The sequence below is a fragment of the Bradyrhizobium tropiciagri genome (assembly GCF_018130545.1).
Lineage (GTDB): Bacteria > Pseudomonadota > Alphaproteobacteria > Rhizobiales > Xanthobacteraceae > Bradyrhizobium > Bradyrhizobium tropiciagri_A.
This window is the reverse complement of record NZ_JAFCKF010000007.1, coordinates 127,263-145,385: the sequence shown is the minus strand read 5'-3', so window position 1 is coordinate 145,385 and position 18,123 is coordinate 127,263. Positions and strand designations below refer to the sequence as shown.

Below are 18,123 nucleotides of genomic sequence, written 5' to 3'. Positions count from 1 at the left end.
GCCTGCCTCCTAAGGAGGACTACCTACATGACAGCGTCTGCGACAGTCGAACAGGCTCGGCCTGAGTATTTTGACGTCAGCTCCCGCGTTGCCGAGCACGCGAGGCTTCGGCCAAATAGCGAGGCGCTCGTCTTTGAGGAGCGCAGACTAGATTGGCAAACGCTGAACGGTCGAATCAATCGCCTTGCCAACCTGCTCATCGAGCGTGGCGTTCGCCCCGGAGATCGGGTGGCCCTCCTGGCGTCGCATAGCGCCGAGTACGTGGAAATCTTCCTGGGCACGCTTCGCGCCGGCGGCTGTATCGTACCATTGTCGCCGATGGCCTCGGCCGACCAATTGGCAGAGATGATCGCCGATTCAGGTGCGAAAGTGTTATTTCTCTCGGAAGGTCTGCAGGACATGGCCGCTGCCTTCCCAGCAGACCTCCTGCCCCTCAGGACAAAAAGCGCTGTTGCGATCGGTTTCGTATCTCCAGGATGGGCTGCGTACGAGCAGCTCATGACCGGCGTGTCGGACCGGAACCCCGGCGTGATCATTACGCCAGACATGGATTTCAATATTATCTACTCGTCCGGGACAACCGGCGTTCCCAAGGGCATCGTGCACGATCACGGCACGCGTACCATGACGCTCGATCAGGTGGCTTCGCTCGGTTACGGACCCGGATGCCGCACGTTGATCGCGACACCACTCTACTCCAATCTGACCATTGCGGCGTTCTTGCCTACGGTCGCTCTTGGCGGCACAATGACATTGATGCGGAAGTTCGATACGACCGCTTATCTCGATGTTGCTGAGCGCGAGCGGATCACTCATGCCATGCTGGTGCCGGTTCAGTATCAGCGGTTGTTGGCTGATCCGAGCTTCGCCAAACGAGATCTATCCAGTTTTCAGATCAAGTTCTGTACGTCGGCGCCACTGCACTCTTCGCTCAAGCTCGCAATCGTTGAACGCTGGCCGGGTGTTCTGTTAGAGATCTACGGGATGACCGAAGGAGGCGGTGTTTGCATTCTGAACGCAACAGCCAACAGAGACAAGCTCAACACTGTGGGCCAGCCTGCGTTCGGTGCTGAATTCAAGATTTTGGACGAAGCGGGACGGGAGTTGCCCCAGGGCGAAATCGGCGAGATTGTCAGCCGTGGCAAGGTTATGATGAAGGGATATCACAACCGACAATCGGCCACGGATGAATTTATTTGGAAGGATTCGGCGGGCGGCCGGTTTTTCAAGACTGGAGACATGGGTTATTTCGATCAGGATGGCTTCCTACATCTTTCGGATCGGAAGAAGGACATGATCATCTCCGGCGGCTTTAACATCTACGCCACTGACTTGGAAAATGTCCTGCAGACGCATCCTGACGTTGTCGAAGGGGCTGTGATTGCGGCGCCGAGCGAAGAGTGGGGAGAGACGCCACTCGCGTTTGTTGTGCTTAGACCCGGCGCGCAGTCCAAGCCAGAGGAAATTCGGAAATGGACGAATGAGCGCTTGGGAAAAGCGCAGCGGATTTCCGAAGTTGTCCTTATGGAAAGCTTGCCGCGCAGCCCGGTCGGCAAGGTACTCAAACGTGAACTGAGGAGACCCTACCTGGAACGAGCGATGGCCGTTCTGGAGCGCATTCAGTCGAAAACTTAGTCCGGATCGTTAACTCGGGGATTTGGTGCGACCGACAACGGCGCAAACGCCCAGCCGCGCGCAGAATCGACAATCTTTAGGTACCTAGGTGCGCAGTCGCAGCGCAGGTCAGGAGTTTGGAGAGAGTATGGATCTAAAACTCAACGGCGAGCAGATAATGCTCCAGGGAGCACTTTCCCGCTTCCTGAGTGACCGCTAGACTTTTGAGAAACGTCGGTTGCGGATCGCACGCAACGGGACGCTCGACGCAGAAATTTGGCGAGAGTTCGCGGATTCGCTTGGAATTCTGGGGGCGGCCTTGCCCGAAGAAGTCGGCGGAATGGCTGGCGGACCGGTCGAAGTCATGGTGATCATGGAAGCGCTGGGACAGTCGCTTGTGGTTGAGCCCTATCTTGAAACGGCGGTCCTCGGTGGCGGCTTGCTGAAACGTTGCAAAGAAGGGCGCGCTTCTACCCTGCTGGCGAAGATTGTTGCAGGCGAGGCGCGGATCGCCTTCGCCTCGGCCGAACCGATGACGCGGTATGCACTCAATGACGTCTCGACCACGGCGCGACGCGAGGGTAGCGGCTGGATCCTGAACGGCGCAAAATCCGTTGTCGATGCCGCACCCTCAGCGACGCATTTCATCGTGACTGCAAGGACGTCCGGCGAGCGTCGGGACCGGCATGGCATATCGTTGTTTGTGGTCGACAGACCGAACCCCGATATCCAAGCGCATGAGTACCGTCTGATAGATGATCGGCTCGCTGCCGACCTGAACTTCTCCGGGATCGTTTTGCCGGCGGATGCGCTGATCGGCAGCGAGGGAAATGCACTCCCTTTGATTGAACAGGTGATCGACGAGGCGACCGTGGCCGTTTGTGCTGAGGCCGTCGGCGGAATGCGCCGCATGCTGGGGGACATGACACGGTCGAATACACGCGACAACGCACCCAATTCGGCCAGCCGCTCGCGACTTTCCAGGTGCTGCAGCACCGTATGGTCGATATGTATATGTGCCTCGAGGAGGCAATATCCGCGGTCTACCTCGCGACGTTGAAACTAGATGCCGAACCGGCCCAACGGGCTAAAGCCGTGTCCGCGGCTAAGGTCACGATAGGTAAGTCCGCGCGGATGATTGGGCAGAACGCAGTACAACTTCACGGAGGCATGGGCATGACGGACGAACTTGCCGTCGGTCATTATTTCAAGCGAGCGACTGTGATCGAAAACCAGTTTGGCACTGTGGACCACCATCTTGCCCGCTACGCGGCCCTATGCCGGGCAGAGGCAGCTTGAATCAAGGCCAGCGGCGATAATCCCCCTCGGGATCGTACCCTCCGCCTTAGAGACGCAGCACTGCTTTCGCCATGATATTGCGCTGAACCTCGTTCGACCCAGCATAGATCGAACCCGCCCGTTCGTTCAAATAACGAAGCGGCGCCACCGCTTGCCATGGCTCTCCGCAGACGTAGCCGTCAGTGGGCGCCACATATCCTGGAATTGCGCCGCCTGGCATAGTCGCATGGGGTTGAAAGACCAGTCCTTGCGTACCGGCGGCCTCAAGCACCAACTCAGTGATATGCTGGGCGAGTTCGGTAGCAAGTACCTTCATCATCGATGACGCGGTGCCCACGCTCTGCCCTTGGGCGACTGTTGACAGCAGTCGAAATTCAAGCATCTCCAGAACATCGAGACGTATTTGGGCCGCCGCCAACTTTGCCGAAAACGCGGGGTCGTCGAGCAAGACGCCGCCTTCGTCCGTAGGTTGCTTGCTGGCGGCTGTGATCAGATCTGCTAATCGCACTTGCAGTTCCGGTGCGGATGCGGAACCGCCCCTCTCAAATTCCAACAGATACTTGGCGACCGTCCACCCCTGACCGATCGATCCGAGAACATTGGCCTTCGGAACGCGAACACGGTCGAAAAAGGCCTGGTTCTGTATGTGCTCTCCCGAGGTCATGATTAGCGGTCGAACCTCGATACCGGGCGTACTCATGTCGATGAGCAGAAACGTAATGCCCTGTTGGGGTTTGGCCTCCCGAGACGTGCGTACAAGACAGAAGATCCAATTCGCCTCGGTGGCATGGGTCGTCCAGATCTTCGATCCCGTGCAAACGAGATGGTCCCCGTCCTCGACGGCGCGCATCTGCAACGCAGCGAGATCGGAACCCGCACCTGGCTCTGAATAACCCTGGCACCAGAAGTGTTCGCCCGTCAGTATCTTGGGCAAGAAAAACGCCTTCTGTTCGGGTGTGCCAAAATGCATGATCACCGGGCCGACCATGCGTATGCCCATGGGCGAAAGAGGCGGTGCCCCAGCGGCAAATGCCTCGTGTGTAAAGAATAGCGCTGAGTCGTCGTCCAGCTACAACCTCCGTGCTCTACAGGCCACGCCGGTGCAGCCCAGCCCTTTTCGTGTAGGATCCGCTGCCACTCCATACCAAGGTCGTGATCCGCATAGACACTCGTCATCAGACTTCCTGCCCGGCGAATTTCTGGCGTGAGCGTGTCAGCGAAAAAACGCCGGACCTCATCGCGAAAGGCGAGGTCTTGGCCGCTCCAATTCGCGTCCATATCCGGCTGTCCCTCTAGGCCACGGCCGAGCGTCGCGCCTGGACGCTTGCCAACATACCCTCGAGGCGTTGGCGGATGATCGCTTCTGCTTCATCGACAATGCGTTCGATGAGCACCTTGACAGACGGAACGTCGTTGATGAGGCCCTGCACCGGGCCAGCGCTCCAAATTCCATGATCTGTATTGCCGCTGATCAAGCCGTCCAGGCCGCGTGCGCCCTTTACAAGATGCGCGACGTCTCCGAATGGACGTCCCTCGCGCTCCAGGCGAATGACCTCTTGGCTCACCGCGTTCTTGGCCACGCGCGCGCTGTTCTTGTAAGTCCGGAATATGAGGTCCGTAGCCCGCTCGTCCGCCTCCACCATGGCCTGTTTGAAATTCGGGTGGATCGGGGCTTCCTGGGTCGCACAGAAACGCGTTCCCATGTTGATGCCGTCGGCTCCCAAGGCGAGCGCCGCCACCAATCCGCGCGCATCGCCGAATCCGCCGGAAGCCAACATCGGCACCCTCACTTTATCGCTCGCCGCTGGGATCAGGATCAGCCCAGGAATATCGTCTTCTCCCGGATGTCCGGCGCACTCGAATCCGTCGATCGAAATCGCATCCACACCCATACGCTCAGCAGAAAGCGCATGACGGACGGCCGTGCACTTGTGAATCACCTTGATGCCGTGCTTCTTGAATTCATCGACATGCTCTTGCGGCTTGTAGCCCGCCGTCTCAACGACTTTGATCCCGCTTTCGATGATCGCTTGGCGGTATTCGGCATAGGGGGGTGGATTTATCGAAGGCAGAATCGTCAAGTTCACGCCGAACGGCCTGTCGGTCAGTTGCCGGGTCTTGGCGATTTCTTTCGTCAGTGCCTCTGGCGTGGGCTGGGTCAGAGCCGTCAGGAATCCCAACGCGCCAGCGTTGGCGACGGCGGAAACCAATTCTGCTTTTCCAACCCACATCATTCCGCCCTGAGCGATGGGGTGGTCAACGCCGAAAAGTTCCGTAAAGCGAGTTCTGATCATTGCAGTTGCCTTTATCGGTGTTCCGGGGCATCCCCCAGCGTGGAGCGTCGGCGAAAATTAATTGGTCGATTAACTAATTACAAGCTATCTTTCTCAACCGCTAAGCGGCAGGAACCAAAGGCATTTGGGAGGGGCAAATGAACTCAGCAGTACTCCGCCACGACCGCGACGACGTTGTCCATTTGACACTGAACCGACCGGAAAAGCTGAATGCGTTGAACCTCGAGATCTTCGAGGCCCTGGAAGGCCACGTGAAGGACATTGCCGGGGGATCGGCGCGCGCGGTAGTGCTCCGTGGGGCGGGTCGATGTTTTTCCGCGGGACATGACCTTCAGGACATCGCGGTCGGGGAGAACCCACCCCGTCCGAACTACCAAGCACATGTGATCGAATTACTGGCGGATTTGCCGATGCCGGTCATTAGTGCGGTCCACGGCCATTGCTATACTGGCGCGCTGGAGTTGGCTCTCGCTGGAGACGTGATCTTAGCAACTGAGTCTGCCAAGTTTGCCGACACGCACGCGAAATGGGCGTTGACCCCCGTGTGGGGGCTCAGCCAAAGGTTGCCCCGTCGCGTTGGGACCTACAAGGCTCGAGAGATGATGTTTACATGTAGGACGTATTCCGGCCGTGAGGCGTTGAGCATGGGGCTTGCGAATGCATGCGTGGCAGATGGTGAATTCGACAGCGCAATCAACAACCTGACCGCCGAAATACTAGCCAATTCATCCTTCAGTCACGCAGCTAATAAGCGCCTATTGCGGGAAACCGATGGGCTATCCCTGTCCGCTGGGCTCTCGCATGAAATCTACCATAGTGCAGGCGTTGGCCCGGACGTTGCCCAGCGCATAGCGGCGTTCACCGGTAGAACTAAGCAAAAACCACCCCTATAGTGGGAGCCCGGCTCGATAGTTCACAAGCACAGGTGCCTCCTGAAGAAGACAAGTAGATCCGCGTTCTCGCCGCTCGCTTGCGCGCTGGACGTGATTGGAGATCCTTGGAGCTTTCTGGTTCATCAAGAAGCATTTTTCGGAGTCCGCCGTTTCGACGACTTCCAACGTAACCTCAACGTAGCCAGGAATACTCTAACGGATCGATTGGCCCTGTTGGTGCGTCACGGCCTTCTTAAAAAGGACGTCTATCTCACCAGGCCGCCACGATATGAGTATCGGCTCACCCAGCGCGGATTGGACACGTATCCCTATGCACTTGCGTTGACGCAATGGGGCGATCAATGGTTATCCGGAAAGGATGGCCCGCCGATCATGCTCCGGCACATAACCTGCGGAAAGCCGCTTGTCCCTTTGGGGATATGCGGTAGTTGCAGACGCAGGGTGCACCCGGAGGACGTTCTCATCAATCCCACGAGTTTGAAGGGACCTACTCCAACCAAGAATTCTTCGCTTAGGTACTCGTCGCGTCCGGAACTCTACACTGCTGGCCGTCAAACTTCGGTTGGACGGACCTTGGCAGCGGTAGGCGACCGATGGGGCTTCTTCCTCCTTTGGTTGGCCTTGGCCGGTATTTCAAAATTTGACCATTTTCACCGCATTTTGGGAATCGCCCGCACGACGCTAACGGCACGCCTGGAACGCCTGACGCATGAAGGGTTTCTTGAGCGTACCTTGTATCAGTCGCGGCCCGCTCGTTACGGTTACCATCTGACGGAAAAGGGCAGAGCGTTTACTCCGGTCCTTCTTACCCTCTTCGAATGGGGTAAAGGGGGCCCTGGGGCCGATGCCGGCGACGTATCCGTACTCCACAAGGCTTGCGGTGATCCCTTACAAATCCAGATGGTTTGCGAACACTGTAAAGAGCTCGTGGACCCGAGAGACGTGAAGGTGATCGAAAGGCCGCTTGGCCAGCCCGCCAAAGAAGCACGGTAAGACCTCTGGCGGCATAATGCCCGCGGTAACGAGGACAAGCGATGCAAGAGGCCAAGGAGGTCCGCGCTTATGGGGTCATACCCGGCGCGGCATCCAACTCCTGGTCTTCGTCCGACGACGCTTCAGGTTGATTGGGCCCGTGATCGTTGACGTTCTTGGAGTAGATAATGCCCTTCTCGTATAGGCTGGACGGATTGACGGTGATCAAGATGTCGGCGCCGAGCGCCGAAAGCATCCTCATCAGGCGCCAGACCGAGTACTCGTTGTGCCGATGGTTGACTATCCGCGACAGGTCAGATTGCTTTTATCCAGTAATTTCGGCAGCGGCCGCCTGTGTGAGCTTGCGTGTCTCCACAATGGACGCGATCTCGTGACACGCTTCACTGTGCCACTCTGGAAGGGTTGGATCTTCGCAAGCGCGTGCCCGACGGACGGATGGTGTTCGGGGGCCGACATAATCTGCAGCGCCGGCGCAAGGACTTAATTTCGGTCGAAGAGTGGCGCCCTCTCCGCCTGCGGCCGATGACCATTCGCGGCGACAAGCAATATGCCGGAAACCGACACTTCAGGCTCAGTACGGATGGAAGGACCTGCACCTTCGCCATGCTCCAGGGCGGCCGCGTGAGGGGTAAACCGATGGTTCGGCGCGACGTCACGCTGGTGCTTCCCGAATTGACCGGAAATGCCGGCGAGATCCTGCGTCAGGCGTCTATGCTGGCGGCCGAGAAGAGGATCAACCTGACCTTCGGGCTCGACGATCACAAGCTTCACGTCACGCTGGATCCCGACGACTTGCCGGATCATCCGGAACGGCGGCGGCCGGCGCTTCGCATGAAGACGCGAGCCGTCGGTCTCGATTTAAACCCTGCCTGGGTCGGAATAGCCGCGGTGGAGAACGTTGGGGATCCCACCCGCCTCGACCAGACGAGGCCGCTCGATTGGACGTTGGTCGAGCTGACGGCCAAGCCGGGCCTCTCGTGCGAGAGCGTCACCGAGATGCTAGCTCGCGTCTGTGGGCGCGCGATCGCGATGGCGCGACAGTTCGGCGCGGCAACCATCGCGGTTGAAGACGGTCTTGGCAAGTTGCGTAGCACGGGACCGGCCCGCGCTCTCAATCACGCGCTGAACTCCTGGACCCGCAATCGCCTGGTCGCGATGCTCCGCCGCAAGGCGAACCTCGCCGGCATCGCCGGGGTCGAGGTGCGCGGCGCCTACTCGACTATGATCGACAACCTGGCGTTCGAGGCACCTGATGCGTGCGCCTCCGCCATGGAAATCGCCCGACGCGGTATCGCGGCGGGCGCAAAGCTCAAGGACCTCCTCCCTGTCTTCGATGAAGGGTGGCGCGATGGCCTACGGAAGGATCTCGCGCTGCCCGCCGAAGCCGAGGGTTGGGCGGAGGTCCACCGGGCCATCAAAGCGGCGAAGCTTGGCGTTCGCCGCCTGCATCCGAGGCTTGCCTCGGATCCCGGAGGCCGCCTTGCTGGCGGCATTGCGGTGCGACGGCTTGGCCGACGCCGGCGAGGCGGGCTCATCGCCCGGCCAGTCGGCATTGGTCAAGCCAAGCAACTCAGTTCGGAAAAACGTCGGTTGGCATCGGATCCAACACCGAAATCCGGATAGCCGAAAATCGTCGCCACCGCAGATGGTCAGATCTTCAGTCGGGCTCTGAGTACGCTCCTCAACAGTTCGTTGTACAGGTCCCATGTTCATACTCCCTTCGGCTTTGGCTGGCGGGCCGCCTCCATTGCCGCGCGCACCTGTGCCCGGATGTCATAGTCCCGCTTGTACCTGACTTCGTTGGCCTTGTAGTCGGCCTCGGCGCTTTCTTCCTCTCCAGCAACGTCCTCTTGTCGGCCTTTCTGATGTTGCCGCCTTCGGTGGAGTGGACTTCTTACTCTCCCATCGAGCAGATATTGCTTCCCGAAAACGGATGATGTCGTAGATCCGGTAAGTGTTTCCGTCCGGTCCGTCGATCCGGATCTCGTCGATGCGAGTGAGGCCTTCCTTCAGCCGCGTATAGACATCCCTCCCTTTCGGAAGTTCACCCGATTGCAAGAGCCTCAGCACGTCGGTCGCCGCTTCGTAGACGTCAGGTGGCAGGTTCCTGAAATCGACCCGAACTGCTGGCCCGACGAATCTGACCACCTTCCGGTCAATACTTCCCGCTGACGGTACCTTCTGCTCCCATAATAGCAGTTCCGCTATAAAGCACGATTTCGAGCCTATGCGATCGGTCTGAAAATCGGAAACCCCCCGCCACTCGCATGGTCGACTCCGAGCCCGGGAAATGGCACCGGGGCCGTCGAGCGCGAGGGACCTCAGGGCTGAATGTGGGGCCAGCGTCATCAATCCCCCTTCACCTGATGGCTTTCAGGACTTGCTTCGCAGGCAGTCAGTTGCCTAACGCTACAATAAATGTCAGTATCGTTCCGCAACTATCTATTCCTGAGGAAAGCGGGCGGAAAAAGCTGGAGGAAAAAATTGTCGCAGGGATTAACCGATCCGCACAAATCCAGCCGGGTATCAGGCGAACGAGCGTCCTCCCTGATCGATTACACGATCGGAATGGCCTTGGATCGGGCGGCGGAAAAATACGGAAGTCGTGCGGCGCTCACCGTATGCCATCAGCAAATCAGCTTGAGCTATCGCCAACTCAAATCACAGGCTGACGCATTCGCAAACGGACTCCTTGCGCTCGGGCTCGTCCCGGGAGATCGAATTGGGATCTGGGCGCCAACCCGCGCTGAATGGATGGTCACACAATATGCCGCAGCGAAGCTCGGCCTGATTTTGGTAAACCTGAACCCAGCGTATCGGCTCGCCGAGATCGAGTATGCGCTAAACAGCGTTGAATGCCGCGCCCTGGTCGTCTCAGATCGGTTCAAGACGTCAGATTACATCGAAATGATGTATGCACTTGCACCTGAACTTGCGTCGTGTGCCGCGGGTGATCTCCGCTCTCATCGCCTTCCAAAGCTCGAAATCGTTATCAAACTGGGAAAAGTTGGACGCTCAGGTTTCCTTACGTTCGCGGAGGTCGCCTCCCGTGGCGCCCCTGGGGACGTTCGAAGGCTGAACGAAATCAGCTCATCGCTCCGTGCTAGCGATCCAATCAACATTCAGTTTACCAGCGGAACGACCGGCGCTCCGAAGGGCGCAACACTGAATCACAAGGGCCTGCTCAACAATGCCTATTTCACCGGAGTTGCGTCGCTAATCGGTCCCTCAGATGTCATCTGCGTGCCGCTTCCTCTCTACCACGTGTTCGGGATGGCGAGCGGAAATCTGCTTGCGATGCTTCACGGGGCAAAAATTGTGTATCCGAGCGAAGGCTTTGAGCCGGCAGCTGTCCTGACTGCCATCGAGGCTCAGAAATGCACCTCTCTGTATGGCGTTCCTACAATGTTTGTCGGTTTTCTGGCCCACGCCGAAGCCCAAAACTATGATCTATCTTCTCTGCGCAAGGGCATTATCGCCGGCGCATCGGTTCCGGCCGAATTGATGAGACGGGTCATATCGGAGCTACATATGGACCAGGTCGTTATCGGTTACGGCATGACCGAAACGAGCGCGGCGATCATGATGACGTCATCCGAGGACAGCATCGAGCGCAGGGTCTCCACCGTGGGGCGTGTCCTGCCCCATACCGAGGTGCAGATCGTCGATCGACAAGCCAACGTCGTTCCGCGCGGTGAAATCGGCGAAATCTGCGTGCGAGGGTATTCCGTCATGATGGGATACTGGAATGCCCGTGAGAAAACTGCGGAAGTGATCGACGGCGACGAATGGCTGCATACTGGCGACCTCGGCACGATCGATGAGGACGGGTACGGCAAGATCGTCGGTCGGCTCAAGGAATTGGTGATCCGCGGGGGTGAAAATATATCTCCCTCCGAAATCGAAGCGTTCCTTCATACTCACGAGAAGATCGAGCTGGCACAAGTTGTCGGCGTTCCGGACAACAAATACGGCGAGGAGCTCTGCGCTTGCATCAAGATCAAGGCGGGCCAACAGCTCTCGACCGGCGATGTAAGGGCGTTTTGCAACGGGCGGATCGCTCACTACAAGATTCCCCGATACGTTGTCTTTGTTGATCAATTCCCAATGACGTCTAGTGGCAAAATCCAGAAGTTCATTCTTGCGCAAGATATGGCTCGACAACTCTCTCTGCAGAACTAGCGCTCGCCCGGCAGCGATTCCCCGCAATGTAGTCTCAGGACTCTTTTTCTTGCCGTTCATTCCTAACTTTACAGTTGCCTAACGATACTAACCCTCCTAGGGTCCCAGTCAGTAGCCTAGAGCTACTAATAAAGGCACCCAAAGGAGACCGGCATGAGCAAGTACAAAAAGATCATCTTCGAACGGAAGGACACGATCACCACGATCACTTTCAACCGCCCGGCAGCACACAACGCGCTTGACCGCGAAATGTCCGAGGAACTGGCTGACGCGATCCGGCTCGTGAAGAAGGACCGGGAATGCCGGTTCCTGATTTTCCGCGGTAACGGCGACACGTTTTGTGCCGGCGACGACATCAAGGACTTCCTGACCTGGACCGATGACGATCCCTACTGGCAGGGACGTGCCTATCAGGAAACGGCACAGGCCATCGAGGACTTGAATTGCATCACCATCGCTGCCGTGGATGGCGTTTGCACCGGAGGCGGTCTCGAACTGACGCTGACCTGCGACTTTGTCATCGCGACGGACCGAAGCCGGTGGGGAATGCCCGAGATTGATTGGGAAATCACGCCGGGTTGGGGCGGTGTCACCCGCCTTTCGAAATTTGCCGGCCGTCGAAAGACCAAGGAGTGGAATCTGATCGGTCAGCTCTTCGATGCGGTGACAGCGGAGCGGTACGACCTGATCAACAGGATCTGTAAGCCGGCCGATTTGACAAAGGAGGTCAATGCGCTCGTAGAGGTCATGGCGGCGAAAAATCCCATCACCGTACGACGGACGAAGTTCGCATTGAACAAGGGAGCCGATCTTCCGCTCTCGGGCGCAATGGCATTTGAGGTGCCGATTCAGCCTTTTGCGAACAAGCCGGGCCGTTTCGCCACTGACGGCATGGAAGACTTTGCGAAATCGGAGACGCGAGCTGCGCGTCGCAAAGTCTCCAAGAACTTCTGGCAGGATAGAAAGTAAATCGCCAGTTTGCAGGCGGGTGCACCGGCGCATCGACCGGCCATCCGCCTTCGGATTTCTGGCTAGTCGCGCACGTTACGAGGATACATTATCAATGACCTACGAGCTTGGCTTTGACGGTAAGACCGTCCTGGTGGTTGGAGGTAGCAGTGGAATCGGAAACGCGATTGCTCGCGCCTTCTTGGATAAAGGCGCCCGCGTTCATGTCTGGGGAACGCGCCCCTGTGCCGAGGACTATTCCGACTCCAAGGATTCAAATCTTGAAGGCTTGCACTACAAACAGGTCGATGTTTCTTCGCCGGAAGCCATCCGGGAGTGCAAGCCCGGTTTCAGCCAGCTCGATACGCTCGTTCTCTCGCAGGGAATTGTGCTCTACAACAGAGCGGAGTTCCAACCCGATCGCTTTCGGCAAGTCGTCGATGTAAACCTCAACAGTCTGATGGAGTGCTGCTTCCGATTTCATCCTCTCTTGAAAGAAAGCCAGGGATCGATAATCGTGATCAGCTCTACCGCGGCGTTTCATGCGACGCGAGGTAACCCCGCCTATGGCGCCGCAAAGACAGGAGCGATGGGGCTCTGCCGTAGCCTCGGAGATGCGTGGGCACCTGACGGAATTCGGGTCAACAGCATCGCTCCGGGAATGGTTCCTACCAAGATGACGGAAGTCACCACGCAAAACCCGAAACGGGTACAGGCGTGGGAAGCCCAAATTCCGCTCGGCCGCCTGGGGAAAACATCCGACATTGCAGGCGTCGCCCTTTTCCTTGCGTCGCCCCTCGCTGCGTACGTAGTTGGCCAAACGATCGCGGTCGATGGCGGGCTAACGATACGTTGAGACGAAACGCCATGAAAAGCGAAGTGTGGAAACGATTGGTCGACCTCGATCGGCTCGCGACGTGGATGGACGCGAGGGGGCTAGGCGAAGGACCCGTCGAGGATCCTCTACCTTTGTCCGGCGGCACACAAAATGTTCTGTTGAAATTCCGGCGAGGGGAAAAGTCTTACGTTCTCCGTCGACCGCCATCCCACACACAGGTTGATGGCACCGCAACTATGCGTCGTGAGGCGCGCATACTTGCAGCGCTGGCCAGCACACGGGTGCCGCATCCCAGACTGATCGCGGCTTCCGACGACCAGACGATCTTGGGAGCGGGTTTCTATCTGATGGAACCGGTCGATGGCTTCACGCCGACCGTCGGCCTTCCGGATGTCTTCCTTGCCAACGCTGGTTATTGTCATCGGATAGGGCTAGCCATGGCGGGCGCAATCGCTGAGCTCGCTCAGATCGATCCGTTAGCTATCGGCCTATCGGATCTTGCCCGGCTTGACGGCTACTTGGAGCGGCAGGTGGTGCGATGGCGTTCACAGTTGGCGGGCTACGGCGAATACCAAGGGTGGCCAGGACCGGACAACATTCACGGGCTTGACGTCGTTACGCGGTGGCTCGAGCGAAATATTCCTGGGCAATTCGTCCCGGGAATCGTCCATGGCGATTTTCATCTCGGCAATGTGATGTTCGATCGTGAACGCCCAGAGCTTTCGGCAATCGTCGATTGGGAGCTTGCGAGCCTTGGTGATCCCTTGCTCGATCTCGGCGAGTTGATCGCGACATGGCCAGATGCCGAGGGACAGGGGATCGCGCCGCAGGTCGAAGTTCGCCCTTGGGTGGGGTTCGCCAATTCTCAGGAGCTCATTGCCCACTACTTCACGCGCGCAGAGCGCGACGTGGGACCTCTACGATGGTTCATTGTGCTGGCTTGCTTCCGGCTTGCCGCCATCCTGGAAGGCACCCACGCCCGAGCCTGCGCCGGAAAGGCCTCGTCGGACGTGGGGGCTCAACTTCATACCGCGGCTCTTCGACTAACGGAACGCGCGCGGAGCTGGATCGAGCGATACGATATAGCGTAGGAATCGACCGGCGACGACCATCGTTTCAGGATTCAACAGCAGCTGCGGTCCAAAACGTAAGCCTCTCCAGTAGTGTGCGGACGGTGCAAACCGCGAATTCGTCGCGCGGGCGCGCAAACTCCGCAGACGCCATAGACGTAATAAGGATGCAACACCACGCGCTCGCCCTAGGAATTTTGAGCCTGCCGTAAAATTACGGAAAGTTGAGCGCGCGCACTGCTCTCCGATCATCGTTTCTTTACCGCTCCTTAACAGAACGTTAGATGCCGAACGCTAAGCTGCGCCGATACGCGCGGGATCGCAGCATGACAGCATCGGAACAGCTTCTTGGAATGTTCGCGGCTTTGAACAAGGCCACGGAAGCTGGTTTATGCAGTAGTTCCGAAGCGGAGTTCCACCAGCGCGTTTGCGATGCCACACTTCACTTGGGCAACGTCCGTGGCGCTGCAATATTTGTCAGCGACGACACGACGTGGCTTCGAGTGTCGGCCACAGCGGGCCCATCGGTCGAAAGATTGGCAGAGCTGCGCTTGTCCACCGATCCGGCTTCGGCTCAAGGGCAAGAACTAGGTGGTCGAGCGTTCAGGACCGCCCAACTCCACTATAGTAAGGACGTTCTTACTGATCCTCTCATGAGATCCTGGTGGGGACTTGGCGAAGGAGAGGCAATAAGGGAAGCAGCGGCGTTGCCTTTGGTTCAAGGAAACCAACCTCATGGCCTCATGTTCGTTTTCTTCGCAGAAGAGACGATCGACTCGGATGTTGTCCGTCTCTTGAATATCTTGATCGAGAACATCTCAGCGGGGGCTGAGGTGCTGCGGCGCGATCGGCAGAAATCCCGTCTAGCTCGAATGTATTCGGCCTTAAGCGCGATCGGCGGGATTATTATGCGCGCTCAAAGCAGGATCGAACTATTTCAGCGGGCCTGCGAGACAGCTGTCCTCGACGGAATTTTTGCAGCCACGATGATTGCGCTCGCGAAGCCGGATAGCGACCTACTGGAAGTAGTTGCCATGGGGGGACCGGAGAGAGAGGCGGCGGTAGCCTTCCGCCTATCCGTCGATCCGGACCGTCCCGAGGGGAGGGGCTTGGCCGGAATGGCATTCCGATCAAGGCGGCCGTGTATCAGCAACGACTATTTCGCAGATGCTAGGCTGACCTACTTTTATGACATCTTCCGCAAGGGCGGCGCCCGTTCGGGCGCGGCGTTCCCTCTGATCAAAGGGGGAAAGTCGATTGGAGTTCTCATATTCTTGTCGGCCGAGGTAGGCACGTTTCAACCCGACCTCAACGCGCTCCTGCAAAAACTGGCAGATAACGTTTCTTTCGCGGTCGAAAATTTCGATCGAGCCGAGGAAAAAGCCAAAGCCGACGAACGGGTCAAATATCTCGCCGCATACGATAGCCTGACGGGGTTACCAAACAGATCAAGCTTCAGCCAACTACTGAACTCGACGCTGGTAGCGGCTCGCAGGTGTCGGGGAAAGGTGGCCCTGTTCTTCATCGATCTGGATAGGTTCAAAATTATCAACGACACCCTGGGGCATGCTGAGGGCGATGCGCTGTTGGTGGAAATAGCAAGCAGATTACGCCAGGCCCTGCGTGAACAAGACGTCGTCGCCAGACTGGGTGGCGACGAGTTCGTCGCCATACTCCCAGAGCCCGGTCGAAAAGCCGACATCAATCGCATGGCGCACAAACTGCTATCGGCCGTGATGAAGCCAATGTTGCTCAAAGGCCAGGAATGCCGGGTAACAGCGAGCATCGGCGTTGCGTTGTATCCCGACGATGGACGCGACGAGCAGTCACTAGTAAAGCGTGCGGACTTGGCGATGTATCTCGCCAAGGAGGAAGGCAAGAACGACGTTCGTTTCTTCTCCAAAAGGGCAAATACGCAGTCGATCGAAAGACTCGTCATGGAGTCCAATTTGCGGAAGGCCTTGGAGCGTAATGAATTTACGTTGCATTACCAGCCAAAGATCAATCTAAGGACCAGTCAGATTACAGGCATTGAAGCGCTAATCCGCTGGGGCCAGCCTGACCTTGGTTTGCTGCCGCCCGCTCAATTCATTCCGGTTAGCGAAGAAACCGGCTTGATCATTCCGATCGGGAAGTGGGTGATCAAGACCGCGTGCGAGCAGCATATGAGTTGGAGGAATGAAGGATTTCCACCGGTTCGCATGGCCATCAATCTGTCGCCGCGACAGTTTCAATATGAGCTGCTCCTCCAAGACATCGACGAAATTCTGACACGGACCGGGATGGATCCGGAATTTCTGGAATTGGAGGTCACGGAAACCATGGTCATGCAGAACGTTGATCAGGCGATCAAAGTGCTTAGCGCGATTAAGAGGCGCGGGATTCATATTGCGATGGATGATTTCGGTACGGGATATTCGTCGATGTCGCTGATCAAGCGTTTTCCAATCGATACGCTGAAGATCGATCGTGCGTTCATCCGGCAGCTACCTCAAGATAAGGAAGATCGAGCGATTACCGACGCGATAATCAATCTCGGAAGAGCGTTAGGTCTCAGGGTCGTTGCAGAGGGGGTAGAGAACGACGAACAAGAGGTGTTCTTGCGAGACCACGCTTGCGACGAAATGCAGGGATATCTATTCAGTCGTCCAATTCCGCCGGAGGAGATTTCAGTACTTCTGGGGCAGCGTGCAATTGCGTCGCCAAACCTTCAGCCCGAGGCATGCGTCCATTTCACCGGTCCAATGACTGAAAAGCGCGTTTGAACCAGCGTCCCCAGGACAGCATCTGGACGTTGCTCGAAACCCGCCGGAAGCCTGATCGAACAGCCGGTTCGTTGCTATCAGCTAGACTGGTCGCGAGACGGTCATTTCGCTTTGGTCACGCCATGGCTGTGCGGGGCTGCAGAACGTGAAATCATCCGGTGGCGTCTCTCAGCTCGTAACATCAATGCAGATCTTGCCAAAATGCTTGCCAGATTCCTGATAGCGGAAGGCGTCAGCTAACCCTTCCAATGGGAAAGTCTGATCAATCACTGGCCGTATGCCGGTCGCGTCAATAGCCTTGACCATGCTGAGCTGCTGGCGTCTGCTGCCAACGGTGATCCCCTGTAGACGAATTTGCTTGGTCATCAGTGCCGCGGTTGGTATCGGTCCGTGTAGGCCGGCAAGAATGCCGATGAGGGCGATATGGCCCCCGATTTTTGCGGCCGCAATCGATTGAGGTAGAGTGCCGGCGCCGCCAATTTCGACAATATGGTCGAGCCCGCCGCCCGACATCTCGCGTGCCATATTCCCCCATTTCTCGACCGACTTGTAGTTGATCAGATGATCGGCACCCAATGCCTTCAAGCGCTCCAATTTTGCATCAGATGAAGATGTTGCGACCACGGTTGCTCCCATCGACTTGGCAAACTGAAGGGCGAAGATAGACACGCCGCCTGTGCCTTGCACCAGGACCGTTTCTCCGGCCTTGAGTTGCCCCTCATGCGCCAGCGCGCGCCAAGCGGTGAGACCAGCGCACGTAAGCGTCGCTGCCTCGCTGTGGCTGTAACCTTTTGGAGCACGAGTAAAGGCAGTACTAGGGGCCACGACCGCTTCACGGGCATAGCCATCGATTCCATCTCCAGGCACGCGAGAGAAACCGCCTTCCCCAGGTTTGCCGTCGAGCCAATCGGGAAAGAAGGTGGAGACGACCCGATCACCAATCTTATATCCGATTACGCCGTCTCCTACCGCGGTAACCTCACCAGCTGCATCGGACATCGGAATGCGTTGGTCCGGCGCCTTGATTGCACCTGTCACAACTGCGTAGTCATGATAGTTGAGTGAGCTGGCCTTGATCTGCACCGCAATTTCGCCAGGTGCAGGTGCGCCTACATCCGGCATGGAGGTTGCTTCGAGCTTGTTCAGCCCTCCTGGCTGACGAAGAACGATTGCGCGCATTGGAAGTCCTTTTTTCTCGTCCAGGAATTACCGCTTCTAAGGCGGAAT

General features: G+C 57.6%; 16 protein-coding genes and 1 pseudogene. 12 read left to right on the top strand and 5 right to left on the bottom strand.

Annotated features, from left to right (window positions below; all coding sequences use genetic code 11):
* The first annotated feature begins 27 nt into the window (after positions 1-27).
* From JQ616_RS28690 to JQ616_RS39435, 3 genes are all read left to right on the top strand, one after another.
* Positions 28-1,635, top strand: coding sequence for a class I adenylate-forming enzyme family protein (locus JQ616_RS28690; protein ID WP_212020440.1), 1,608 nt, complete (start codon positions 28-30; stop codon positions 1,633-1,635).
* A 217-nt stretch (positions 1,636-1,852) separates the two neighbouring features.
* Positions 1,853-2,674 (top strand): acyl-CoA dehydrogenase family protein, encoded by an 822-nt coding sequence (locus tag JQ616_RS28685; RefSeq protein ID WP_212020438.1) that lies wholly within the window; start codon positions 1,853-1,855, stop codon positions 2,672-2,674.
* The gene (locus tag JQ616_RS39435; RefSeq protein WP_349630054.1) at positions 2,599-2,913 is read left to right on the top strand and encodes an acyl-CoA dehydrogenase family protein; all 315 of its coding nucleotides are present in this window, start codon (positions 2,599-2,601) and stop codon (positions 2,911-2,913) included. Before JQ616_RS28685 ends, JQ616_RS39435 begins: the two co-directional genes overlap by 76 nt.
* Before the next feature lie 46 nt (positions 2,914-2,959).
* Here JQ616_RS39435 and JQ616_RS39430 read toward each other — a convergent pair whose 3' ends face one another.
* Genes JQ616_RS39430 through JQ616_RS28675 form a run of 3 tightly spaced genes read right to left on the bottom strand, consistent with a single transcriptional unit; the run spans position 2,960 to position 5,207 of the window.
* Positions 2,960-3,901: an acyl-CoA dehydrogenase family protein gene (locus JQ616_RS39430; protein ID WP_283812680.1), complete on the bottom strand. Its 942-nt coding sequence runs from the start codon at positions 3,899-3,901 to the stop codon at positions 2,960-2,962.
* The gene (locus tag JQ616_RS39680; protein WP_283812679.1) at positions 3,886-4,191 is read right to left on the bottom strand and encodes an acyl-CoA dehydrogenase family protein; all 306 of its coding nucleotides are present in this window, start codon (positions 4,189-4,191) and stop codon (positions 3,886-3,888) included. The genes JQ616_RS39430 and JQ616_RS39680 overlap by 16 nt, the downstream gene beginning before the upstream one ends.
* A gap of 14 nt (positions 4,192-4,205) precedes the next feature.
* Positions 4,206-5,207, bottom strand: a complete 1,002-nt coding sequence (locus JQ616_RS28675) for an NAD(P)H-dependent flavin oxidoreductase (protein ID WP_212020436.1) — start codon at positions 5,205-5,207, stop codon at positions 4,206-4,208.
* A 137-nt stretch (positions 5,208-5,344) separates the two neighbouring features.
* Between JQ616_RS28675 and JQ616_RS28670 the strand changes: the two genes are divergently transcribed.
* From JQ616_RS28670 to JQ616_RS39420, 3 genes and pseudogenes are all read left to right on the top strand, one after another.
* Entirely contained in the window at positions 5,345-6,100 is a 756-nt protein-coding gene (locus JQ616_RS28670) for an enoyl-CoA hydratase/isomerase family protein (RefSeq protein WP_212020434.1), read from the top strand.
* A gap of 90 nt (positions 6,101-6,190) precedes the next feature.
* Positions 6,191-6,439, top strand: a pseudogene (locus JQ616_RS39925) (winged helix-turn-helix transcriptional regulator); the annotation flags it as partial.
* Positions 6,440-6,673: 234 nt separating this feature from the next.
* Positions 6,674-7,093, top strand: a complete 420-nt coding sequence (locus JQ616_RS39420) for a winged helix-turn-helix transcriptional regulator (RefSeq protein WP_249137384.1) — start codon at positions 6,674-6,676, stop codon at positions 7,091-7,093.
* A 67-nt stretch (positions 7,094-7,160) separates the two neighbouring features.
* On the opposite strand, the gene JQ616_RS28660 is transcribed toward JQ616_RS39420, so the two are convergent.
* Positions 7,161-7,328, bottom strand: a complete 168-nt coding sequence (locus JQ616_RS28660) for a hypothetical protein (protein WP_212020429.1) — start codon at positions 7,326-7,328, stop codon at positions 7,161-7,163.
* A gap of 167 nt (positions 7,329-7,495) precedes the next feature.
* Between JQ616_RS28660 and JQ616_RS28655 the strand changes: the two genes are divergently transcribed.
* The 6 genes from JQ616_RS28655 (at position 7,496) to JQ616_RS28630 (ending at position 16,896) form a co-directional block, all read left to right on the top strand.
* Complete coding sequence (locus JQ616_RS28655; protein ID WP_212020427.1) at positions 7,496-8,716, top strand: hypothetical protein; 1,221 nt, start codon at positions 7,496-7,498, stop codon at positions 8,714-8,716.
* 795 nt (positions 8,717-9,511) lie between these two features.
* Positions 9,512-11,275, top strand: a complete 1,764-nt coding sequence (locus tag JQ616_RS28650; RefSeq protein ID WP_212020425.1) for an AMP-binding protein — start codon at positions 9,512-9,514, stop codon at positions 11,273-11,275.
* A 153-nt stretch (positions 11,276-11,428) separates the two neighbouring features.
* Complete coding sequence (locus JQ616_RS28645) at positions 11,429-12,244, top strand: enoyl-CoA hydratase/isomerase family protein (protein WP_212020423.1); 816 nt, start codon at positions 11,429-11,431, stop codon at positions 12,242-12,244.
* 94 nt (positions 12,245-12,338) lie between these two features.
* Positions 12,339-13,079 carry an SDR family NAD(P)-dependent oxidoreductase gene (locus tag JQ616_RS28640; RefSeq protein ID WP_212020422.1) on the top strand — a complete coding sequence of 247 codons (741 nt, stop codon included), beginning with the start codon at positions 12,339-12,341 and terminating at the stop codon, positions 13,077-13,079.
* An 11-nt stretch (positions 13,080-13,090) separates the two neighbouring features.
* On the top strand, positions 13,091-14,152 hold the full coding sequence (locus JQ616_RS28635; protein ID WP_212020420.1) for a phosphotransferase family protein: 1,062 nt from the start codon (positions 13,091-13,093) through the stop codon (positions 14,150-14,152).
* 305 nt (positions 14,153-14,457) lie between these two features.
* A complete protein-coding gene (locus JQ616_RS28630) occupies positions 14,458-16,896 on the top strand; it encodes a bifunctional diguanylate cyclase/phosphodiesterase (protein ID WP_212020418.1) in 2,439 nt (812 codons plus the stop codon).
* Positions 16,897-17,064: 168 nt separating this feature from the next.
* Here JQ616_RS28630 and JQ616_RS28625 read toward each other — a convergent pair whose 3' ends face one another.
* A complete protein-coding gene (locus JQ616_RS28625; RefSeq protein WP_212020416.1) occupies positions 17,065-18,075 on the bottom strand; it encodes a zinc-dependent alcohol dehydrogenase family protein in 1,011 nt (336 codons plus the stop codon).
* Between the last annotated feature and the right edge of the window lie 48 nt (positions 18,076-18,123).

What these genes read in the sequence shown, in the direction of transcription:
- JQ616_RS39430 (WP_283812680.1), bottom strand. Translation starts at nt 3,901, where the DNA reads ATGGTCGGCCCGGTGATCATGCATTTTGGCACACCCGAACAGAAGGCG.
- JQ616_RS28670 (WP_212020434.1), top strand. Translation starts at nt 5,345, where the DNA reads ATGAACTCAGCAGTACTCCGCCACGACCGCGACGACGTTGTCCATTTG.
- JQ616_RS28650 (WP_212020425.1), top strand. Translation starts at nt 9,512, where the DNA reads ATGTCAGTATCGTTCCGCAACTATCTATTCCTGAGGAAAGCGGGCGGA.
- JQ616_RS28635 (WP_212020420.1), top strand. Translation starts at nt 13,091, where the DNA reads ATGAAAAGCGAAGTGTGGAAACGATTGGTCGACCTCGATCGGCTCGCG.
- JQ616_RS39680 (WP_283812679.1), bottom strand. Translation starts at nt 4,191, where the DNA reads ATGGACGCGAATTGGAGCGGCCAAGACCTCGCCTTTCGCGATGAGGTC.
- JQ616_RS28645 (WP_212020423.1), top strand. Translation starts at nt 11,429, where the DNA reads ATGAGCAAGTACAAAAAGATCATCTTCGAACGGAAGGACACGATCACC.
- JQ616_RS28640 (WP_212020422.1), top strand. Translation starts at nt 12,339, where the DNA reads ATGACCTACGAGCTTGGCTTTGACGGTAAGACCGTCCTGGTGGTTGGA.
- JQ616_RS28660 (WP_212020429.1), bottom strand. Translation starts at nt 7,328, where the DNA reads ATGCTTTCGGCGCTCGGCGCCGACATCTTGATCACCGTCAATCCGTCC.
- JQ616_RS28675 (WP_212020436.1), bottom strand. Translation starts at nt 5,207, where the DNA reads ATGATCAGAACTCGCTTTACGGAACTTTTCGGCGTTGACCACCCCATC.
- JQ616_RS28625 (WP_212020416.1), bottom strand. Translation starts at nt 18,075, where the DNA reads ATGCGCGCAATCGTTCTTCGTCAGCCAGGAGGGCTGAACAAGCTCGAA.
- JQ616_RS28630 (WP_212020418.1), top strand. Translation starts at nt 14,458, where the DNA reads ATGACAGCATCGGAACAGCTTCTTGGAATGTTCGCGGCTTTGAACAAG.
- JQ616_RS28690 (WP_212020440.1), top strand. Translation starts at nt 28, where the DNA reads ATGACAGCGTCTGCGACAGTCGAACAGGCTCGGCCTGAGTATTTTGAC.